Origin of the sequence: Pelotomaculum sp. FP, from assembly GCF_004369245.1 — a bacterium.
Classification (GTDB): domain Bacteria; phylum Bacillota; class Desulfotomaculia; order Desulfotomaculales; family Pelotomaculaceae; genus Pelotomaculum_C; species Pelotomaculum_C schinkii.
Window position 1 is genome coordinate 1 of the sequence record NZ_QFGB01000015.1, and the last position, 21,933, is coordinate 21,933.

General features: G+C 49.6%; 21 protein-coding genes and 1 pseudogene. 15 read left to right on the top strand and 7 right to left on the bottom strand.

Annotation, left to right across the window (positions count from 1 at the left end; translation table 11 throughout):
* Positions 1–227 (top strand): zinc ribbon domain-containing protein (locus tag Psfp_RS07980; RefSeq protein WP_153189509.1); only part of this gene is annotated, 227 nt, incomplete at its 5' end.
* 153 nt (positions 228–380) lie between these two features.
* Here Psfp_RS07980 and Psfp_RS07985 read toward each other — a convergent pair.
* Positions 381–695: a type II toxin-antitoxin system HicB family antitoxin gene (locus Psfp_RS07985; protein WP_192895320.1), complete on the bottom strand. Its 315-nt coding sequence runs from the start codon at positions 693–695 to the stop codon at positions 381–383.
* A gap of 182 nt (positions 696–877) precedes the next feature.
* On the opposite strand from Psfp_RS07985, the gene Psfp_RS07990 reads away from it, so the two are divergent.
* From Psfp_RS07990 to Psfp_RS08015, 6 genes are all read left to right on the top strand, one after another.
* Complete coding sequence (locus tag Psfp_RS07990; RefSeq protein WP_134218079.1) at positions 878–1,444, top strand: sigma-70 family RNA polymerase sigma factor; 567 nt, start codon at positions 878–880, stop codon at positions 1,442–1,444.
* A 1-nt stretch (position 1,445) separates the two neighbouring features.
* Positions 1,446–1,886: a zf-HC2 domain-containing protein gene (locus tag Psfp_RS07995; protein ID WP_134218022.1), complete on the top strand. Its 441-nt coding sequence runs from the start codon at positions 1,446–1,448 to the stop codon at positions 1,884–1,886.
* Positions 1,883–2,545, top strand: coding sequence for a DUF2953 domain-containing protein (locus tag Psfp_RS08000; RefSeq protein WP_134218023.1), 663 nt, complete (start codon positions 1,883–1,885; stop codon positions 2,543–2,545). Before Psfp_RS07995 ends, Psfp_RS08000 begins: the two co-directional genes overlap by 4 nt.
* Complete coding sequence (locus Psfp_RS08005; RefSeq protein ID WP_134218024.1) at positions 2,538–2,885, top strand: spore germination protein GerW family protein; 348 nt, start codon at positions 2,538–2,540, stop codon at positions 2,883–2,885. The genes Psfp_RS08000 and Psfp_RS08005 overlap by 8 nt, the downstream gene beginning before the upstream one ends.
* A gap of 303 nt (positions 2,886–3,188) precedes the next feature.
* Positions 3,189–4,466 (top strand): copper amine oxidase N-terminal domain-containing protein, encoded by a 1,278-nt coding sequence (locus Psfp_RS08010; protein ID WP_134218025.1) that lies wholly within the window; start codon positions 3,189–3,191, stop codon positions 4,464–4,466.
* Positions 4,467–4,679: 213 nt separating this feature from the next.
* Positions 4,680–5,957 carry a copper amine oxidase N-terminal domain-containing protein gene (locus tag Psfp_RS08015; RefSeq protein WP_134218026.1) on the top strand — a complete coding sequence of 426 codons (1,278 nt, stop codon included), beginning with the start codon at positions 4,680–4,682 and terminating at the stop codon, positions 5,955–5,957.
* A 212-nt stretch (positions 5,958–6,169) separates the two neighbouring features.
* Here Psfp_RS08015 and vanT read toward each other — a convergent pair whose 3' ends face one another.
* From vanT to Psfp_RS22180, 6 genes and pseudogenes are all read right to left on the bottom strand, one after another.
* The gene (gene vanT / locus Psfp_RS08020; protein ID WP_134218080.1) at positions 6,170–8,323 is read right to left on the bottom strand and encodes a serine racemase VanT catalytic subunit; all 2,154 of its coding nucleotides are present in this window, start codon (positions 8,321–8,323) and stop codon (positions 6,170–6,172) included.
* A gap of 5 nt (positions 8,324–8,328) precedes the next feature.
* The gene (locus Psfp_RS08025; protein ID WP_243120533.1) at positions 8,329–8,955 is read right to left on the bottom strand and encodes a M15 family metallopeptidase; all 627 of its coding nucleotides are present in this window, start codon (positions 8,953–8,955) and stop codon (positions 8,329–8,331) included.
* A gap of 131 nt (positions 8,956–9,086) precedes the next feature.
* The gene (gene vanG / locus Psfp_RS08030) at positions 9,087–10,136 is read right to left on the bottom strand and encodes a D-alanine--D-serine ligase VanG (protein WP_134218028.1); all 1,050 of its coding nucleotides are present in this window, start codon (positions 10,134–10,136) and stop codon (positions 9,087–9,089) included.
* Positions 10,137–10,283: 147 nt separating this feature from the next.
* Positions 10,284–11,402, bottom strand: a complete 1,119-nt coding sequence (locus Psfp_RS08035) for a HAMP domain-containing sensor histidine kinase (protein ID WP_243120534.1) — start codon at positions 11,400–11,402, stop codon at positions 10,284–10,286.
* Positions 11,392–12,090, bottom strand: coding sequence for a VanR-ABDEGLN family response regulator transcription factor (gene vanR, locus Psfp_RS08040; protein ID WP_134218029.1), 699 nt, complete (start codon positions 12,088–12,090; stop codon positions 11,392–11,394). The genes Psfp_RS08035 and vanR overlap by 11 nt, the downstream gene beginning before the upstream one ends.
* An 81-nt stretch (positions 12,091–12,171) precedes the next feature.
* Positions 12,172–12,369 (bottom strand): annotated as a pseudogene (locus tag Psfp_RS22180) (DNA-binding protein).
* A 420-nt stretch (positions 12,370–12,789) separates the two neighbouring features.
* On the opposite strand from Psfp_RS22180, the gene Psfp_RS08050 reads away from it, so the two are divergent.
* The 8 genes from Psfp_RS08050 (at position 12,790) to Psfp_RS08080 (ending at position 21,899) form a co-directional block, all read left to right on the top strand.
* Positions 12,790–13,779, top strand: a complete 990-nt coding sequence (locus Psfp_RS08050) for an ABC transporter substrate-binding protein (protein ID WP_134218030.1) — start codon at positions 12,790–12,792, stop codon at positions 13,777–13,779.
* Positions 13,780–13,814: 35 nt separating this feature from the next.
* Positions 13,815–14,717, top strand: a complete 903-nt coding sequence (locus Psfp_RS08055) for an ABC transporter permease (protein ID WP_192895321.1) — start codon at positions 13,815–13,817, stop codon at positions 14,715–14,717.
* The gene (locus tag Psfp_RS08060; protein WP_134218031.1) at positions 14,710–15,507 is read left to right on the top strand and encodes an ATP-binding cassette domain-containing protein; all 798 of its coding nucleotides are present in this window, start codon (positions 14,710–14,712) and stop codon (positions 15,505–15,507) included. Before Psfp_RS08055 ends, Psfp_RS08060 begins: the two co-directional genes overlap by 8 nt.
* A 212-nt stretch (positions 15,508–15,719) precedes the next feature.
* Positions 15,720–17,336, top strand: a complete 1,617-nt coding sequence (locus Psfp_RS08065; protein ID WP_192895322.1) for an SWIM zinc finger family protein — start codon at positions 15,720–15,722, stop codon at positions 17,334–17,336.
* Complete coding sequence (locus Psfp_RS08070; protein ID WP_134218033.1) at positions 17,333–20,167, top strand: DEAD/DEAH box helicase; 2,835 nt, start codon at positions 17,333–17,335, stop codon at positions 20,165–20,167. Before Psfp_RS08065 ends, Psfp_RS08070 begins: the two co-directional genes overlap by 4 nt.
* A gap of 35 nt (positions 20,168–20,202) precedes the next feature.
* The gene (locus Psfp_RS08075) at positions 20,203–20,385 is read left to right on the top strand and encodes a hypothetical protein (RefSeq protein WP_134218034.1); all 183 of its coding nucleotides are present in this window, start codon (positions 20,203–20,205) and stop codon (positions 20,383–20,385) included.
* 22 nt (positions 20,386–20,407) lie between these two features.
* Positions 20,408–20,545: a hypothetical protein gene (locus Psfp_RS21565; protein WP_192895323.1), complete on the top strand. Its 138-nt coding sequence runs from the start codon at positions 20,408–20,410 to the stop codon at positions 20,543–20,545.
* A 229-nt stretch (positions 20,546–20,774) separates the two neighbouring features.
* Positions 20,775–21,899, top strand: a complete 1,125-nt coding sequence (locus tag Psfp_RS08080; protein ID WP_192895324.1) for a CapA family protein — start codon at positions 20,775–20,777, stop codon at positions 21,897–21,899.
* Positions 21,900–21,933 lie beyond the last annotated feature (34 nt).

Sequence of the window (21,933 nt, forward strand, 5' to 3'; positions counted from 1 at the left end):
TTAAGGTTGAGTACGTTAACCCAAAACATACCAGCCAGAAATGCCCTGTATGTGGAGAACTCAATAAAGCTATTGATAGAAAATACAGATGCGGTTGTGGATATAAAACACATCGCGACAGGTTAGGAGCGATTAATATCATTTCTGCAACTGTGGCAGATGGTAACAGTCTGTCAGCCTGGTCTGCTATATGCACTGGACTAGGATGGGCTGATGGCACAGCCTGAACTTGGGGTCATACTCCGATAGCAGAAATGCACTTCGGTTTAATCACCCAAGAATCCCACGGCTTCAGCCGTGCGGAGTGTCAACCATACCTATACTGATCAATTGAGATAGAAATTGATTGGCGCTAACACCTTCTTATTTGGCAGTCTCAACTATTTTTCTGTGCAGGCTTGTTGGAATCCTTCGAGAAATACGTCCATTATATCTTCACTGCTTGATGGTTCCGGTATAGATAAGCGGTTCTCAAAAGCTGCTTTAATCCATTCACTTTTGGCAATAATGGAATCATTAATAGCTTCCTCTATTGTATCACCTGTGCCAACACAATAACGAAGGTCGGGATATTCAACAATAAAACCGCTATCATCGAGATCAGGTCTTACGGTAAAAGGATAGGAAAGATTGAGGTAATAATTCAGATTTTTATCTTTTATCGGCTTATCAATTAGTTTTTGCCTCCAGCTCAACAGCTATCACCTCTCTATAACATCATAAATGATGTCAAAAACAATGTAAATATAATCCAAGAACTGCTAATTTGTGCCTTGAAGAGAAAAAAATTTTTTCGAGAAAGATCCGTATCCTGAAACTTTTTAATTTTTCCCGTGTATTGGATAGTAGCGGTTGGAAGGGGGGCGCTCCCTTGGATATGGATGATCACCAGGTAATCAGCTTGTGCCGGGAAGGACGGGAAGAGGGTTACCGCCAGTTGCTGGCCCGGTATGAGGGCTATATCTACAGCTTATGCTACCGTCTGACCGGAAACCGGGAAGACGCCCTGGACTTAACACAAGAAACTTTCATAAAAGTGATCAACGGTCTGAACGGCTTTCAAATTAACCGGGCCTTTAAACCGTGGTTGCGCCAGGTAACTGTAAACGCATGTTACAACTTTTTAAACCGGCGGGTGCCTGCCGGTGTATCCCTCGAACAACCGCTTGATGAAGGCTTGACCCTGGCTGACGTACAGCCGGCAATTGAGGACCCGGCCCGGGAGGTGGAATGGCGGGACACCCGCCGTCTCCTTTGGGAGATGGTTGAACGGCTGCCGGCCTTGTACCGTCTGGTCCTGGTCCTTCGCCACCAGGAGGGAATGAGTTACCGGGATATTGCTGAGGTAACCAGGCTGCCTGAAGGTTCAGTTAAAACGTACTTATTTCGGGCCCGCCGGCGTTTGCGGCAGGGTATGGCGGAGCAATACGGCTGGGAGGGATAAAATGAACTGCAACCTGGAAAACTTGCAAGCATATATGGATAATGAACTGGATGACTTTGCCAGGCAGGAAATGCAAAAGCATTTTAACTCCTGCCGTTCCTGCCGCCGGGAACTGGCCCGCTTGAAGCTCATCTGGCTGGAATTGGCGGAAACGGAGACAGTTGCGCCTCCTCCCGAACTGCCTTACCTGCGCCAACAGGTAATAACTTCAACCATCCGCGGCCGGGCAGGAGAACAAAAAGACAGCGCCGGCATTTGGGATACGCTGGAGATGGCCTGGCAGCCGTTTTTATTAGGGGCCAGTTTTTTGCCCGGCGCAGGTCTGATTCCCTGGTTGAACCAGACTGTCAATCCGAAAATGCGCAAACCAGGCGCCATTTCTTTTAGCAAAAGTCTCTGGCAGTTTGCCCGGAGAAATTTGACCAAGGGGGATAAGCCTTGACTCCGATCCTGGTAATTATGACAGCAGCTGCAGGCATGTTAGTCCTCCTGCTGATCATGCCTTTTGACTTTACAGGCCGGGGTGAATGGGGGGACATTAAATATATTGAGGCCAGGCTTAAGTGGGCCGGCGGACTGGCGGCGATAGGCTTCGCAGTACGGGAAGGTTCTTTTAATACTACACTGAGCATAGGCGGGCTGACGCTATGGCGGGGAGGGAAGAAGGAAAAAAGCTTACCGCACCCTGGAAAACAAAAAACGGTCAAAAAGAAGAATGATTTTAACTTGCGTAAAACAATTGAATTATTGAGCGACGGAGAACTGTTTAAGGCGGGTATAGCTTTTTTGCGCCGTCTGGTCAGGGCTTTCAGGTTGGATATGAAGCTGTCCGGCCGGTACGGTGCAGACGATCCCGCCCTTACCGGCTTATTAGCCGGACTGGTGGCTCTGATCAACGGGGACAGGATCAAGCTCAAGATGCAGCCTGTTTTTACGGAAGCTGTTTTTGAATTAAGAGGCGCCTTGCGGAGCAGGGTTATCCCTGCGGAACTGCTGGGCATATGTTTAACCTTGCTTTGGCAGAAGCCGGTCAGAAGAATATGGTTGTCCGTCATTAAAAACAAGATGAAGTTTAAAAAGGAGGCAGCGCAGCATGTTTAAGGAGAATGTCGAAGCTATTCTTTCCAGCCTGAACAACATGGTTTCAACCAAGACGATCATAGGTGAACCGATTATTCATGGAAACACCACCATTATTCCCATCCTCATGGCCAGTTTTGGCTTCGGCCTGGGCGACGGGGAAGGCAGCGAACCGAGCCGGGGCACCGGCAAGGGCAGCGGCGGCGGAGCCGGCGCCAAACTGTCGCCGACTGCTCTGATTATAATGCAGGGCGATGATGTAAAGATCTATTCCCTCGCGCAGAAGGGCACTATGGAAAAGCTGGCCGAACTGGTACCCGTGATAATGTCGAAAATGAAAAAACCCGGTGAGGACGACTAGGATACGAGGAGCATTATCAACAGGATGAATTGAAAGGTGTAAACCCGGGGGAGCGGCTACCGTAAGCCGCTCCCTTTTGATAAGAAGCGATTCCCATATCTATAAAGAATTTTGAAAAAGGGAAAAAGACTGAACAAATTTATCCAGTTGTTCTCATTAATTTATAGAAGATAATTTTCAATTGGTCTGATGTAAAAATAATATATAATCATTTAATTTAATTATATACGTCACTTTTTTGCCGGTAGGTGTGTTATTATTTAGTAGGCTGAAATTTTGTAAATAGTTAAGGAGGATGATACCTTGAGAAAGAGTTTGTTTTTTGTTGTTATGGTGACGTTGATAACCATGGTCCTGGCTGTCCCTGCTTTTGCCGCCGGGGAGGTACAACTGCAGGTTAACGGCGACACGGTACCTTCGCCTGACCTTTACCTTGACAACGATGTAACAATGATTTCTGCCGACACTTTTGCCCGTTTATCCGGCGCCGATTTCAGCGAAAACGGGGAAGTCTTCACCATTACCGAAAACGGGAAGGCCCTAGCCCTGACCAGCGGCAAAGATGAAGCCGTGCTCGGAGACCAACCCGTAGCGCTGCCTCGTGCGGCGGTTAAAACCAACAATGTTGTTTATGTCCCGCTCCGTGCGGTCAGCAGCGCTTTTGGTTTTGAAGTAGGCTGGGACGCAGAGAAATTGCTGGTGTCACTGACCAGGGAGGAGACCAGGGACGGCATGACCCCGCTTGAGCTCCTGGCCAAGTCCAATGCCGCCTGTCAGGCCGTTAACACCTATTCTATGGACGGTTCCTTCGACATAGACATGGAGATTATGGCCGACGGGAAGGTCATGGAAGACGCCCCTAAAAATCTGGGCATGTCGTTAACCGGTCAGATTCAGAGCGATCCCCTGCAAATCTATATAACGCAAAAGGTCAATGCCGACGAAGCCGGCCAAATCCCTGAGATGGCTGTGGAAATGTACATGGATGAAGAAAAAATGTACATGAAAATGCCCGGTCAGGAATGGCAGGCCATGGATCTGCCTTTCTCCCCGGAATTTTGGAAACAGCAGCAGGATATCCAGTCCGATCCGCTTAAGGCTGTCGCGCAGATGAAGGAAATGGGGATGCTGGTGAACTACGGCAACGACACGACAGTGGACGGCAAAGACTACTATGTGTTGAATGCTTCTCTGGATGTTGATAAGTTCATGGAGAATTTCCAGGAAATGTTCCAACAGGCCATGCAGGCTGCGTCCAGCGGGGCGGCACAGGAAAATCCGGCCGATATGCAGCAGGAGTTGCAAAAGGTAATGGAAAACGCCAACCTTGATTACTTCTACACAATTTTGATCGACAAGGAAACGCTGATTAGCGACATCATCAATTTCGATGCCAAGATGGATCTGACCATGGAGAACCCGGACCCTGACACCAACCCTGGCACCGACCAAAGCGGAGAGCAGGCTCCTGAGGAAATAAGGATTCGGTATGACATGAACGGTCAGTTTACCATCAGCGGTCTGGGCGAACCATTTAAAGCCCCCGTTATTGATGACAGCGTGAAAAACCCTGTTGAGTAAACCGGACCTGTAATTTTTCGTGACCGGCGGTCAGCCGCCGGATAAAACGCAGTCAATGAACCAACAAAAATTTATAGAAGATAATTTTCAATTGGTCTGATGTAAAAATAATATATAATCATTTAATTTAATTATATACGTCACTTTTTTGCCGGTAGGTGTGTTATTATTTAGTAGGCTGAAATTTTGTAAATAGTTAAGGAGGATGATACCTTGAGAAAGAGTTTGTTTTTTGTTGTTATGGTGGCGTTGATAACCGTGGTCCTGGCTGTCCCTGCTTTTGCCGCCGGGGAGGTCCAACTGCAGGTTAACGGCGGCACGGTACCTTCTCCCGCCCTTTACCTCGACAACGATGTAACAATGATTTCCGCCGGCGCTTTTGCCCGTTTATCCGGCGCCGATTTCAGCGAAAACGGGGAGGTCTTCACCATTACCGAAAACGGGAAGGCCCTAACTCTGACCAGCGGCAAAGATGAAGCCGTACTCGGAGACCAACCCGTAGCGCTGCCGCGTGCGGCGGTTAAAACCAACAATGTTGTTTATGTCCCGCTCCGCGCGGTCAGCAGCGCTTTTGGTTTTGAAGTAGGCTGGGACGCGGAGAAATTGCTGGTGTCACTGACCAGGGAAGAGACCAGGGACGGCATGACCCCGTTCGATCTCCTGGCCAAGTCCAATGCCGCCTGTCAGGCCGTTAACACCTATTCTATGGACGGTTCCTTCGACATAGACATGGAGATTATGGCCGACGGGAAGCTCATGGAAGACGCCCCTAAAAATCTGGGCATGTCGTTAACCGGTCAGATTCAGAACGATCCCCTGCAAGTCTATATAACGCAAAAGGTCAATGCCGACGAAGCCGGCCAAATCCCTGAGATGGCTGTGGAAATGTACATGGATGAAGAAAAAATGTACATGAAAATGCCCGGTCAGGAATGGCAGGCCATGGAGCTGCCTTTCTCCCCGGAATTTTGGAAACAGCAGCAGGATATCCAGTCCAATCCTCTTAAGGCTGTCGCGCAGATGAAGGAAATGGGGATGCTGGTGAACTACGGCAACGACACGACAGTGGACGGCAAAGACTACTATGTGTTGAATGCTTCTCTGGATATTGATAAGTTCATGGAGAATTTCCAGGAAATGTTCCAACAGGCCATGCAGGCTGCGGCCAGCGGGGCGGCACAGGAAAATCCGGCCGATATGCAGCAGGAGTTGCAAAAGATAATGGAAAACGCCAGTCTTGATTACTTCTACACAATTTTGATCAACAAGGAAACGCTGATTAGCGACATCATCAATTTCAATGCCAAGATGGATCTGACTATGGAGAACCCGGAACCTGACACAGACCCTGGCACCGACCAAAGCGGAGAGCAAGCTCCGGAGGAAATAAGGATTAAGTATGACATGAACGGGCAGTTTAACATCAGCGGTCTGGGCGAACCATTTAAAGCCCCCGTTATTGATGACAGCGTTAAAAACCCTGTTGATTAAACCGGACCTGTAATTTTTCGTGACCGGCGGTCAGCCGCCGGATAATACTTAGTCAATGAACTAACAAATGCCGGCGAAAGCCGGCGTTCATAAGGAAGTATTGTTAACAGGGAACGGTGCAGCCAGAGGGCTACGCCGGTTCTCTGTTTTTGCGCAACATTTCATCAGTTGGTTCGTGGATGTTCAGGATGCCCAGGCTGCCTATATGGTTTTTACAGATCAAGGAATACCCTTTCTAAACGATTACTCAATCTGCTAAGCAGCTCATTGGTGATCGTCCCAGCGTTTACCGCCACCTGCTCTGCTGTAATTTCTTCGGAGCCATCCTTACCAATCAGCGTGACAACATCACCCCTCTTTATATCAGGAAGCCCGGTAACATCGGCCATAAGCTGGTCCATACAGATTCGGCCAATAATCGGCGCACGGCACCCATGAATTAAAACATGGCCTTTCCCCGTGGAAAGGCTGCGCGGGAAACCATCTGCATAGCCAGTGGAAATGACAGCAACTTTCGTTTCTTGCTCCGCGACAAACTCCCGGCCATAGCCAACACTCTCTCCCGATTCAATCGTTCTGGCCAGGACAACCTTCGATTTCAAGGCTAAAACGGGCCTTAAATCCAATGAGCATTTGGTCTGTGCATCAAATGTGCTTAAAACGCCGTAAAGCGCAATCCCGATTCGGGCATAGCTGCATTGTAGTTCAGGATAATTCAAAACCCCGTAACTGCTTTGTATGTGGATTTTGGGAAGCTGAATGTGTTTTGCCTTTAACCTGTGCAGAAGCTCATAGAAATGCTGAATTTGTGCTTTGGTAAAAGCAACATTGCCGGTTTCCGTGCTATCCGACACACACATATGGGAAAAAATCCCCCTAACCTTAAGATTTTCACAGTCAAAGATAGAAGCTATTTCAGATACATGCCGATAATTTTCTCCCAGCCTGTTCATACCTGTATCCACCTTAATGTGAATCTGTATCGGTTTGCCGAAACGATTCAACTCCCGCGCGTGCTCCGCATCCACTACGGTTTGCGATAAGCGGTAGCGAAAAAGCTCGGAGGTTCTTGCTTCAGATGTATAGCCTAAGATAAGGATTTCCCCTTTCGTTCCTTTCCTGCGCAGATGGATAGCTTCATCAATCGTGGCAACGGCAACGGAATCAACACCGATGCGATTCAGATAAGCCGATATTTCGGCAGCTCCATGCCCATATGCGTTTGCTTTTATAACAGCCATGATTTCGCATCCGACAGGAAGCGCATCCCGCAGGACCTGTACGTTATGGCGCAGGTTGAGCATATGGATCTCGGCCCATACCCGATCCTGATGCCGTTGCCTAGAATTGGACTTATGGGTACGTTTCCTATTCAAAATCATGACAAGCACGATGGCAGCGGCAAAGGAGCCTGACGCAACGGCCAGATAATGAATGACACTGTTATCTATCAGTAGCCCTTGCAGCCCTGTCGCTTTCGCAAAACCACGAACTACCACGATAACCGCCGGATGAATCAGATAAATAAGCATGGATAGGTTACGCAGATATTTAAGGTTTTTCCCTTTCCAAAAATGCAGGCTCTGAAACAGAAAAAACATGCAGGGCAAAAGCATCAAATACATGCTGTCGTGCTTTGGAAGCTTAAGACTGTGCAGCAGCAGTCCTTCTGTGAGCATGAACACAAAGGACACCGCAAGTCCAATTAAGCAGGTTTTCAGAGGTATCCTTTTCGTCTGTCTTGCAAGCAGCGCACCCAGCATGAAGAAAACAGGGGCGAAAAACAAGCCGTTTCGCGTGTAGTCGGAAAACCAAAACAAGTTCTGGTAAACTGCTTTTAGAAACGGAATTTTTTCAGAAATACCGTAATAGCTGTCACCGAATAGCCCAACGATATACAAAATCAGGCTGATGATAAATGCCTGTCTGGATGGCAGCCTTTTCAGCAATAGCCAAGTAATGCAGGCGCCAAAGATGGCTGCCGGAAGATACCACAAATGATAAAACGTACCGTCAAAAACAATGTCTTTCAGGAGATTGGGCAAGCACCTCCATTCTCCCAGTGTTCCCGCATAGATATTCAGCGGCAGATAGAGCAGGATGGCGATGCCGTATAGGAAAGCAGTCTTTTTCAAAAGCACCGCCAATCCATAGAAATTCAGCTTTTCTGCTTCCGTTTTTGAAAACAGGAAAAACCCTGAAACCATAAAGAAGAAAGGAACCGCAACACGGGCAAGAACCCTGGTTAAAACAAAATCGGCTGTTTCATTTAATCCCGCCAGGGGCGATGTATGAATCGCAACTACAAGGAAGGCTGCTATCACCCTGAAATAGTCAATGCCGGCGTATTCTTTTCTTTGAGGTATCGTCATCAGCGATCCCTCCATAAGGTCACCACAATGCCGTCCTCGTTGTTGCCTGAAACCTGATAAGGAACTCCATCGGAAATTTCTATAATCGCTTCATGATCACGCTGGACAGGAACATAGAAAATCTCAAAATCACGTCTATTGCGCTTGAAACGCAGGTGAGCGCCCCGGTAGGGGTATTGTTTCAGATAGTCCGTATATTCTTCCAGCGTCAACGCTCTTTCTTTCATCATTTGTGAATGGGGATACCCTACATAGCGGAAATGCCACGGTTCATGGGCAATGTGTGTAATCTGCTCACGCCCGGCCGGATAGCGTTCGGTAAATCCATATTGGATCGAGAACTCCCGAAAACGCCCGCAGATGCCGGTGTATGGAAAATCAGGGCGAATAACATCAATATCATCCTTGTTCTCGGCCAGATCAATCGCAAGGCCCGTCTGGTGTTCGCTGCACCCGGGAATGGCAACATATTTTCGGGTGAAATCCTCCCCGTGTTCATGCAGAGAATCCGCATAGATTGTCTGCTGTTCCCGCATGGTTCGATAGCCGCTGACCGGAACAATCTGATGCTCGCAGCCTAAAAAGGCCGTGACCTCCGCCAGCATTTTTGCGGCTTGCCTTTCCAAAAGAATATGCGTAGTATGGGGGCGCACGGATACAAGGCAATCCTTTGGCATATCGCCCCTAAAGGGATGCAATGGATTGACAAGGATCAAATTTCCTTTGGCAATGTCCGTCCTCCCAAATCGGAGCGTTCTCATGACTGCATCGCCAGCCTGATCAACTCATCTACAATCTGCTCAAAGGTCATCCCGATACCTTTTAGCATATTGGGGTAGCGGCTATGGGAGGTAAAGCCGGGAATGGTATTCACTTCGTTAAAGACGATTTCATTTTCAGGGGTCAGAAACAGATCCACCCGTGCAAAACCTGAACAGTTTAGCGTCTGATAAATGGTTGCTGCCGTTTGCTTGATACGATTTGCCGTATCTGCGTCAATGCGGGCGGGCATATGGATTTTAGAGGTTTTCAGCGTATATTTTTCCGTGTAGTCAAAGAAGCCTTGGGACAATTCAATTTCATCGACTTCGCCAATCGTAAGTGTTTCGTTGCCGAGCACAGCGCAGCCGACTTCAAAACCTGCAATGGCCTCCTCAATGATAACCTTATAGTCATGCCGGAAAGCCGCTTCAACCGCACCTGATAAATCACCCGCATTGTAAATCTTGGTGATCCCGAAGGATGATCCGGCATTGGCCGGCTTAACGAATAACGGGTATTGCAAATGAGCGGTCTGTTCTGATAACCTCTTAGCCGGGATTTGAGAAGGCAGGACAATGGAGTTGGGGGTTTTTATCCCCGCCAAGTGTGCCAGCCTGTGAGCAATATCTTTATCCATGCACAGAGCCGAACTAAGCGTCCCGCATCCAACACAAGGGATGCCTGCCATTGCAAGCAAGCCCTGGACCGTGCCGTCTTCGCCGTTTTTACCGTGCAGAACAGGAAACGCCACGTCAATGGGAATCGCCGTCGCCTTGCCGCCATCCAACACAAGCATGCCATGTGTATTGCGATCCGGTGAAATGACAGCCGGTACGCAGGAATCATGTTGCCGCCAGGTGTCGTTTTGAATTTGCCGGATGCCGCCACCATATTTCATCCATTCTCCTTGACGGGTAATGCCCAGCAGAATGACATGATACTTTTCAGGGTGAAGGTTTTCGATTACCGAACAAGCCGATTGCAAGGAAACCTCGTATTCGGTGGAATGGCCGCCAAACAAAACGGCTACTGTTTTTTGTTTCACAAAAATCACTCCTTTGGTCTGATCTTTCAAAAATACAAAAAGCCTGCCCTGATTCGGTAATTTCATCTTACCGAAGTCGGACAGGCAATATTGGAATTTTGGCTGATCAAAACCTTAAGAAAGACTTATGAAGAACTTATGATTTCCCTAAGATAGCTGTTTGCTTTTGCTCAACTCCAAATCTCCGGTTGGGAGAACAACGGTAAACGTTGTCTTGCTCACGTCGCTTTGGGCTGTAATCGTACCGCCGTGGGCGGTAACAATCTCTTTGGCGATTGCCAGGCCAAGCCCAGCGCCCCCTGTTTGTGAAGAACGTGAGGCATCCAGTCGAAAAAACCTTTCAAAGATGGTTTCTAATTTCTGTGGCGGAATGGGATCGCCCTTGTTTGCAAATTTTATTATGACGTCTTTCGCCTGCACGGAAGCTGTGATGTCAATGGTACTGCCGTCATAGCTATATGCCATCGCGTTTTTCAGAATATTATTAAACACACGCGAGAGTTTATCTGCGTCCCCCCATAAAACCAACTCATCCGGCGCTTGGACAATGGCCTGCTTGTTTTGCGGCGACAGCATCGGATAGAATTCATCCGCCATTTGCCGCAGCATAAAGGACAGGTTGATTTTCCCCTTGTTCAGCACGATAGAGCTTAGATTAAACCGTGTGATTTCAAAAAATTCATTGATCAGCTGCTCCAGACGATATGCTTTTTCCAGCGTAATGCCGGTGTATTTCGCTCGTTGCTCGGCCGGCATATCGGGCGCTTCATCCAGCAGGCTCAAATACCCGATGACGGAGGAGAGCGGCGTCCGGATATCATGTGCAAGATTTACGACCAGATCATTTTTGCGCTGCTCCGCTTCCCTTGCCTCACGCTCGTTTTTGAGGGCAGTCTTTTTGATCTGATTCATGCTGTCTTCAATTTCCCGAAGCTCTGCCGGAAGCTTGATGTCTATATCATCCGGCCGCACCAGAGCCGTGCTCGCTACGGCGATATCCTCAATATAACCGACTGTCCTGCTCCAATAAATATAAATGATGATCAGGACCATGACAAACCAAACCAGCGGGATTAAGAGGGTGGCATAATCCAAAAGTATATTTAAAAAATAATATAGGGGCGAGGGCTGCCAAGTGATGCTGTAACCTATATAGTAAGCGGTAACAATGATAGCCGCATACAGTACCGATGCCAGGATTTCCGTTCTTGCGCACCGAAAGATCGTCTTTTTCATAAATTCGGAACGAAACTGTTTATCCTTCAATTTTATAGCCGACCCCCCATACCGTTTTGATGTATTGCGGCCGTTCCGCGCTGTCGAGCATTTTCCCCCTTAGATGCCGAATATGCACCATTACGGTATTATTGCAGTTGGCAAAATACTTGTCGCCCCATACCTCGTGGAACAATTCTTCCGAGCTGACAACACGCCCCCGATTGGACGCCAGGACCCACAAAATAGAAAACTCTGTGGGAGTAAGGGAAAGCGGTTTTTCATTCAGTATGCATTCATGCTTGTCCTTATTTAATACCAAGCCGGAAAATACGATGGAATTTTCCTCCTGGCTCGGTTCAGCCGGATTGTATTTTGTAAACCTCCGCAATTGCGCCTTCACCCGCGCAACCATTTCAAGAGGCCGAAAAGGTTTTGTAATGTAATCATCCGCACCTAACGTAAGGCCGGTAATCTTGTCAATTTCTTCATCCTTGGCGGTTAGCATAATAATAGGGAAATTATGCTTTTCTCTGATTTGCTGGCAGATTGAAAAGCCGTTTACATCGGGAAGCATGACATCCAATATCGCTAAATCTATGTTCTCCTTCTCAATACATTGCAAGGCGTCATGTCCATTATAAAACTTAAGTACATTGTAGTTTTCGCTTTTTAGATATACTTCAATTAAGTCTGCAATAGACTGTTCATCATCTACCACCAGAATTTTTCCCATTATAATCCAATCAACCCCTTAAGCAGCAACAAAATACCATGATCAGTATCAAAAAACCGTCATTCATTTTGCTGTTTTCACTTATCAAATCCTTAAAATTATCTTAAGGCAAAACTTTTTTTCTGTTTTTCTCAATCTGCCATCGATAGGCCTTTTTGCATCCTTTGGGATAGCCCATGACCGGCCGAATCGCACACCGCCATCTATCCTATTTTCTTCACAGAGTCTTTATATCCTGCGTCCTGCAATAACCCATTTAATAGCAGCATCCCGATACCGTATTTACCGATTGTAGTGTTCAGTTTCGGGTAACGCCAAATCAGGCAGCAGGTAGTCTCCAACTTGTGAATAAATAATCTCTTACATTTGTTTTAGCTCCAATGCGTTTGTAGTTGCTGTTTCCAGCTTATTTACAATACCGTTTGACGACTATCCAATGTTTATTTGAGATTACTTCCTTATCATATCCCCGCCAAAGCCGGCGTTTTTGTTAATCCATATATGTATTGTATTATGGAACTGCATGGCGAATGAATTTGCCGGCAGCTGTGTTGGGCGGATTTTGTTCAAATTGTCAGTTGACATAGGTATATTCGTTATATAGGATTAGAATGATAGGCGTCAATTAACTAACATCTTCCATGCGGCCTGTTGGGCGGCGGGGTAAGTGGCGCCGGTATTAAAACGGGGAGGAGACTATAAGTGAAAAGAGTAATTTTTACAGTGTTGGCGGTACTTCTGGTTCTGGGCGCCGCCGGATGCGGCAGCAAGGAACAGTCATCGTCCGGACAACAGCAGTCTCAAAAGGTTGAGTTGGGTATTATTCAAATTGTGGAGCATCCGGCTTTAGACGCCGCCCGCAAAGGTTTCCTGGACGTATTTGCGGAAAACGGCTACAAGGATGGCGATAAGCTTGCTGTTGACTACCAGAATGCGCAGGGGCAGCAAGACAACCTGCAGACCATTGCCAACAAGTTAGCCCAGGACAAGAAGAGCCTGATCCTGGCTATCGCTACCCCTTCCGCCCAGGTCATGGCCGACAAGACGAGTGAGATTCCTATTCTGATAACTGCTGTGACCGACCCGGTAGAGGCAAAGCTCATCAAGAGCATGGACAAGCCGGATACCAATATAACGGGCACCACGGACATGAACCCGATTAAAGAACAGTTGCAGCTTATCAAGGATATCGTCCCCTCAGTAAAAAAAGTAGGCATCATTTATAACTCCAGCGAGATTAATTCCCAGGTGCAGGCAAAGGCTTGCAAGGATATAGCCCCCGAACTGGGGTTGGAGATCGTGGAAGCTCCGATTACTGCCAGCAATGAAGTGATGCAGGGCGCCCAGTCCCTGGTCGGCCGTTGTGACGCCGTCTACGTCCCAACCGACAACATGGTTGTGGCGGCCATCTCCAGCGTTGTCAAGGTGGGTGAAAGCAGCAAGCTGCCTGTCTTTGCCGCTGAGGAAAACTCGGTCAAGAGTGGCGCCATCGGCACTTACGGTATCGACTACTATAAGCTTGGACGCCAGACCGGTGAGATGGCCTTGCGTATCCTGAAAGGTGAGAAGCCGCAGGAAATGGCCATTGAGAGCCAGAAGGAACTGACCCTGACGCTGAATCCCGCAGCTGCCGCGCGCATGGGCGTGACGCTGCCTGAAGAGCTAAAAGCAAAGGCCACGCTGGTCGAGTAGCAAAAGCAACTTTTTAAACAGCAAAGGTGATAATATTGTCGTTGCACATTTGGATGGGCGCCCTGGAGCAAGGATTACTCTGGGGCTCCATGATCCTGGGGGTCTACCTGACCTTCCGGATCCTGAACTTTCCTGACCTCACGGTAGACGGCTCCTTTACCCTGGGAGCCGCGGTAGCTGCGCGCCTGATTCTTGGCGGCTGCGACCCGTGGCTTGCGACCATGGCCGCTGTCCTGGCCGGCGCCGCAGCGGGGCTGGTTACAGGACTGCTCCACACGCAACTGAAAATCGACCCCCTGCTTTCAGGTATTCTTGCCATGATAGCTTTATACTCTGTTAACTTGCGCATAATGGGTACGGCAAACCTGTCGCTGCTGCGCGTGGACACCATTTTTACCTCCGTCAGCGGTTTCACCGGCCTAAGCGCCTCAGCCCTTGCGCTGGGCGGCGCCGTCTCTCTGCTTGTGGTCATTGGCCTCTACTTTTTCCTGCAAACAGAAGTTGGTCTGGGGGTACGGGCGACCGGCGATAATCCCCAGATGATCCGCAGCCTTGGTGTTAATACCAACACCACCAAACTCATCGGGCTTTCCTTGAGCAACGCCCTTGTTGCCGTATCCGGGAGTCTGGTGGGACAATACCAGAGCTTTGCCGATGTCGGCATGGGCATCGGGATGATCGTCGTCGGCCTGGCCTCGGTCATCATCGGAGAAGTCCTGGTCCGCACTCCGACGATCTTCCGGGCGCTTGTGGCAGCCCTGGTCGGCTCAATCATCTACCGCGCCGTCATTGCCGGAGTCCTGCAATTGGGCATGCCGGCGACGGATTTAAAACTCCTCACGGCGGCTATAGTGACAGTCGCCCTGGCCTTCCCCGTTTTCCGGGCGCGTTTCCGCAAAATTCCGTTATCCCGGGAAAGGAGTGGTCAGAGTGCTTGAAATAAAAAACATCACCAAGGTCTTTCACCCCGGTGATATCAATGAAAAAACCGCCCTGCGGGACCTTTCCCTGCATCTTGCGCCCGGTGAGGTCGTTGCGGTGATCGGCAGCAACGGGGCCGGCAAGACCACACTGCTGAACGCCATAGCCGGTGTTTTTCAGATCGACGAGGGGCAAATGCTGATTGAAGGACAAGAGGTCGGCCGAAAGCCCGAGCATGTCCGGGCCGCTTATATCGGGCGCGTTTTTCAGGACCCCAATCTGGGTACGGCGGCAACCATGACCATTGAGGAAAACCTGGTAATGGCCCTGCAGCGCGGTAAGCCGCTGCGCCTGCGGCGGGGAACTGCAAAAAATAAGCGTGAACTGTTCCGCGAGCGCCTTGAGCCGCTTGGCCTGGGTCTGGAAAACAGGCTGACTTCCAAGGTCGGCCTTCTTTCCGGGGGACAGCGTCAGGCGTTGACGGTACTGATGGCAACCATCGCCAGACCAAAGCTCCTGCTTCTTGACGAGCACACCGCTGCGCTCGATCCAAAAACGGCAGCGGTGGTGCTGGACCTGACCACCAGGATTATCGCTGATGGAAACTTGACAACCCTCATGGTGACGCACAATATGGAACAGGCGCTGACCGTAGGCACACGTACGATCATGATGCACGAAGGCAGGATCATTCTCGATATCAGCGGTCCGGAAAGGGCTCGTTTGGAGATCCCCGACCTGCTCAAGATGTTCGAGCAGGCCAGCGGCAAAGCTTTAAATACCGACCGTTTACTCCTGGCCCAATAAACCGCCGGCGGAAATCACCCGCCGGCTTTTTTATTGACAAAGGGTTGACAGGGGTGCGGGGTTATGGACAACTGTCTTAATCTGGCAAGACAAGCAGAAAAGATGGCAGTTGATAAGTGATTTTAAAAAACTACTTAGCTTTGATTTAGCGGTTTATGGTAAACTAAAAGGATAGTATTAATAAAGCATAAATGGTAAAGGTGTCTTTAGTTATGTATAAGGATCGGATTTCCAGCGAGAAATTGTCGATCATGGCTGACGAGGCAACCCGCTGTATGGCCCGGGATGTATATGAGAAGGGGAAAGCCCTCTACGGTCATGACCGGATCAAATGGGTCAAAATATTTGGGCCAAGGATTTACTCGACTGTTGATGACGATAAAATGTATACTGTGACGGTACACATTGATAATTTTTCTCAAAGCACCTGCACTTGCGCAAAAAAACGTCTTTGTGAACATATTGCCGCAGTCTTTATTCATTACTACGGCCCCAGGGTGATGGAATTTGAAAATTCACCAAAGATGAATTTTTCGGCAAGCAAGAAAGCCCCCCCTAAAAACACCAACCTAAACCTAAAAAATCAGGCGGTTCAGAGTACTCCTGACAAGGAAGGACCTGTTGAGCTTTGGTATGAGTATTTTGAGAACACCTACGGCAGGATCAGGGAATCCAGGAAGAGGCCATCTCTATCGTATTCGGATTTTTTTGCCAGTGAACTGTATATTAGCGCCAGGTTATATGACGAGTTTATGGACGTGGTGAACGTTTACAGCCAAAGCTGGCCTTCCTTAAACAGGGACTTATACCGGTTTCACAGCGACCTGTTTTTTATGGACATGCTGGAAAAACAAATAAAGGATGTCCAACCGGCATACGTGGACCATTATCAAATGGAAGAAATATGGGATGATTTTATGCGGGCCTTTGCCGCCATTCTGTCCAATAAGCAACAGGAAAAAAATAAACCGTTGTTTCAGACGTTTTTTCAGAAGGCTATACAAGTTGCCCGCGAACGTCTTTTTGTGGTGAAAACCCCTCTTTTTAGCTGGTTAATGGTCTACCGCCTGTTGTGTGTCACTTCGTATAATGATTGTCTGGAAAAAGAGACACGTTACCTGGAAGAATTCTTAGCTGGGCATGAGCCGAACCAGCAAAGCTATTATTACGCGGTCCTCGGGCTGGCCAGCCTGAGATTGGCGGCCAACAGGGAAGAGGACGCCCTGTCCGTGCTGCGGCAGCTTAGAGACAAGCGCATAGATGACCTGCTCTTTTACCTGGAGTATTTTGCCGGGGCGAGGGAATGGGAAAAACTCCTGGCTTGGGTCAACTGGCTGGCTCCCGATATAAAGGGAGCAAATGCTGTTGTATTGGAGGATATCTGCGAGTACTGCCTTCAAGCGGTTGAAAACAGTAAATTCGGGCAGGAATTTATCAAGCTTATTCGCTCCTGGCTGCCCCGCAGCCTGGACTGCTATGCCCAATATCTTCTGGAGGAGGACCTGTTCAGGGAATGGGTTGAATTACACATGAGCTACCGGGGATACACCTGGGATAATATCGACAAGGATGTATTGCGGCTCATTGAAGCAAAGGACCCGGCCGCCCTGATACCCCTTTATCACCAGTGGTCGGCCATGCTGATAGAAGGGAAAACCAGAAAATCTTATCAGGCGTCGGTCAGAGTGCTCAAAAAATTGCGCGCGCTCTATAACAAGAGCAAAGCCATCAAGGAATGGAATACCTTCATTTACAGCCTGGCTGCGCGTTACCCGCGGATGAGGGCGCTGCAGGAAGAGTTGCGGAAAGGAAAGCTGATTTCTTCATGACGGATAACTGCATCAGCGTTTTTTCGGAATGGCTGCCCGGTAAAGGTTTCATGATCTGGGCAGCGGGAGCCGACCATACAACCGTTTTTCATGAATTGAAGTACCTGCTTTTTGCCAGGCACAAAGCTTCATATTACGGGACCTTTATCGATACCGGCAGCCACCGGGGCAGGGAGGCGCTTTACCTTTCTCCCCTGACTTCGCTGGACTTCTTCACCACCCGGACCTGGTCCGGAGAGCTGGACTGGCGTTGGAGCGACGAAACCAGAGCGTTGATGGAAGCAGCGCCGCGGTTCAGAAAAGCCCTGGCCGCCGGCTGCTGGAAGCCGGATTTCGACAAGTGGCGGGAAGGCAAGCGGGGGTGGCGCATGGACTGGGAGCGCGCCTCCGGTTGCGGCGACTTGCCGGTCATAGTGCCCTTTATTGATGAATGGGCCGACCTGATTATCAATAATCTGATCGAAGAAAAACCGGAAATCGGCCGGACCTGGGAAAAAATTCTGTCGTCATATCCGGTACTGATTTCCGCTCAGGATAGAAGTCAGCCTTTAACCGGTGATGAAGAAACGTGGCTGGAAGCCGCCGGCTGGCAACAGGACCACACCCCTTTTCGGACTTGCCTGGAACTTGCGGAACCGGACGGAGAAGACACCGCCTGGCTGCTTAATATTATTTTACAGGACAAAGAGGACCGCGGCAGCCTGGCAGTCTGGGAACCTGGCGCCATGCGGCCGGATTGGCAGGAGCATAGCGACCGTGTCGAACGCGATATTCAGAAATGGATCGACATCCTGCCGTGGCTGCAGGATAACCGCGGGGAAGGATCAGCAGGACTGCGCCGGGAACTTAATGAGGTTGATGCCTGGGAATTTCTCAATACCGGCAGTATCCAGCTGGCGCAGGCCGGCCACACCGTCTTTTTGCCCAAATGGTGGCAAGAAGTACAAAAGCTTGTGCCGTCGCTTAAAATCAGGACCCGCTCCTCGGTGGGCTCATCGAAAGAAAGCCTCCTGGGTGTCAGCCAGATTGTGCAATTTGACTGGAATCTGGCTGTCGGCGGCCTGGAACTGCCGGAAGAAGAGTTCAGGAAGCTGGTTGCAAAAAAACGGCGTCTGGTGCGGATCCAGGGCAAGTGGATCCAGCTCGACCCTGCTTTTGTGAAGAAAATCCAGCAATACCTTCGTAAAAAGGACGGTATTTCGCTGGGTGAAATCCTGCATATGCGCCTGCTTACCCCGGTTGACGAAACTTCTTTGGAACCGGAGCCCGGCCCGGCAGAAGCTCTGCAGGTGGAGGTGGAGCTAAGCGGACAGCTCGCCCGGATGGTGGAACAACTGAACAACCTGGACCAGATTCCCATACTTGAGACGATAGCTTCTTTTCACGGCTCGCTTAGAAGATACCAGCTGGCAGGCGCCTCCTGGCTGTTATTCTTGCGCCGCTTCGGCCTGGGCGGCTGCCTGGCCGACGATATGGGCCTCGGGAAAACAATCCAATGGATTGCCTATTTGTTAAAAGTCCAAGAAAACGAAAATCCTCCTTGCCCGTCACTTTTGATTTGTCCGACCTCAGTCCTGGGCAACTGGCAGAAGGAGTTGGCCCGTTTTGCGCCTTCACTTAAGGTACAGCTTCACTATGGCCCGCAGCGGGCAAAAGGTCCTGATTTCCTATCCTCCATTGAAGGCGCCGGCCTGGTGATTACTTCCTATAATCTGGCCCACATAGACGAAGAAGATTTGGCTGCGGTGGAATGGGACTGCATTTGCCTGGACGAGGCCCAAAATATTAAAAACGCCTACACCAAACAGGCCGCCGCGGTACGCAAATTTAAAGGACGCCATCGCATCGCCATGACCGGCACTCCCATGGAAAACCGCCTGACTGAGCTGTGGTCGCTATTTGACTTTATCAACCCTGGCTACCTCGGCAGCAGTAAGGAGTTTAACCGCAGCTTCATAAGCGCTATTGAGAAAAAAGGGGACGCGGCAGACATCGGCCGGGTGCAAAAGTTGATCCGCCCGTTCCTGCTGAGAAGGGTGAAAAATGACCCGGCTATCGAGCTGGACCTGCCGGAAAAGCAGGAACAAAAAGAATATATTCCCTTGACCGTTGAACAGGCGTCTCTTTACGAAAGCGTATTGGAAGACCTGTTTAATAAACTGGAGAAATCAGACGGCATGGCCCGGCGGGGTTTAATCCTGTCCACGCTGATGAAGCTGAAACAGATCTGTGATCACCCGGCGCTTTTTCTAAAAGAAGGTCCGCTTGAAAACATCAATGCAGGTTCCAAAAAAGTGGAGCGTCTTCTGGAAATGATCGCGGAGTTGCGCCAGCAGGGCGACCGCTGCCTCATTTTTACGCAGTTTATCAGGATGGGGCAATTGCTACAGGAAGTTATATTAAAAGAGCTGGGAGAAGGGTCCTACTACCTGCATGGCGGTACTCCCAGGAAGGAGCGGGACGAAATGGTAGCCCGTTTCCAGGATACAGGCTCACACAATTACAATATTTTTATACTGTCACTCAAAGCGGGCGGTCTTGGCTTGAACCTCACCGCCGCCAACCATGTCTTTCATTTTGACCGCTGGTGGAACCCTGCCGTGGAGAACCAGGCCACCGACCGCTCGCACCGGATCGGCCAGAACCGGCACGTCATGGTCCATAAATTTATAAGTCTGGGCACGATGGAAGAACGTATCGACGAAGTGCTGGAGCGTAAGTCGAGCTTGAATGAACAAATCATCGGCGCCGGTGAAGCCTGGGTAACGGAGATCTCCACCAGTGAGTTGCGGGAGCTTTTCTCCCTCCGCAAGGAATGGGTCGGCGCCTAAGACGCGGCAGCGCCGGTTGCAAGGAGGCGATGCAAGTGGGACGCAAGAAGAAAGAGAAAAAAAAGAAAAAGCCACAGGCTGTGAAAAACATCAGCGCCGTGACCAAAAATACCACCGTTAGTTCCGTACAGCCGGAGCAACCCGACCAGCCGGACCTCAGCCACCTCTCCGGTGACTGGCGGGAATTTTACCGTCGGGTGATTGACCAGGTGCGATAACAGAAATTTTTGATGTTGTTTCATGAAAGCCATTGCAGTTGCTAAAGGAGCTAAAGCGAAGGAGATGGGATTGCCCATCTCCTTTTGCGTGCAGGTTGCTTTGTTCCCAGGCGTCATCATAAAGGACATCCATTTCAATAACTCCAAAGCAATTTTCTGAAGATCATATTATTCCCATGAAGCCATATAATGGATTATAATCCACTTAAAGGGGTGGTGGGATGCTTCTTTATTTTAAAAGAGTACTGTTGTTACTTTTGATAATAATTTTTTTATTGATAATGCTGTCTATAGTATTCCCAATAGATTCATCAAGTTCCTCAATCAGCAACCTTGAAGTAAGCAGCCGGCCTTTTCTTGCTCTTGATACAGTCGAGGTGGATGGCCGTATGCTCGTTCCGCTGGAACAAATCAGTAGGCCCCTTGACTTAAGCTATGCCGTAAATGGTGAGACACTGTTGCTGTCCAAGGCAGGTACTTCTTTTGAACTCACAGCCGGCTCGCGAGCGGTCTGGTCAGCTGGTAAGGTGTTTTGTCTCGATGTCCCGCCGCAGATTTTAAACGGCAAGCTTTATGTCCCTTTACGCTTTATTTGCGAATCTTTCGGAGCTGGCGTAATCTATAACAACGGCGCCGTAGATATTGAATATCCCGCCGACAGAGGCAATGACCTGGCGCTGAACTTTGCCGGGGACACGACGCTGGCTTGGAGCTTCGAAGACGCGGCGGGGGACGATTTGACTTACGCGTTTGCTGACGCCGGTTGGTTCGGGGAGGCCGACGTCACCATGGTCAACCTGGAGAATGCGGTTACCGACAGGGGTTATAAGGCGCCAAAACAGTTTAATTTCCGCATGCCGCCCAAATACACGCAGGCTCTTTTAAACGGTGGTATCGATATCGTCAACCTGGCCAATAATCATGTTTGGGACTACGGGGCGGTCGGCTTGCAGGATACCATTGCCTATCTGGACGCAGCCGGGATCGAGCACGTTGGCGCGGGGGAAAGTATAGATGCAGCCGCTGAGCCTGCAATTATCGAGGTCAAGGGCAAGCGCATCGGCTTCCTTGGTTTCTATTTCAACGAAGGGAATGTGGAGGAAGGTGTAGCAGCCCTGAAGCAAAAGGCGGACGTGGTGGTGGTAAACTTCCATTGGGGTACGGAAAGGTCCAACTATCCTGATGATTACCAGGTTGATTTGGCGCACAGGGCCATAGACGCCGGGGCCGATCTGGTCATAGGCCACCATCCGCATGTCCTGCAGGGTATGGAAAGGTACAAAGGCGGTGTCATAGCATATTCTCTGGGCAATTTCATTTTTGGCGGCAATAGCCGCCGCCAGCACGATACCGTTGTTTTCCAGTTGATCATCAGGGGCCGGGAAAAAATTCCGGCCATTATCCCCGTGCGCATCAGCGATTGGCAGCCGTACCGGTTAGCAGGCGAAGAAGGCCGGCAGGTTGTTGATTCCATCCGGGAGTATTCCAGTGGCTTTGCTGAGCCTCTTTTATGATGTATAAGATCATAAGCCGGCATAGGCCTGACCT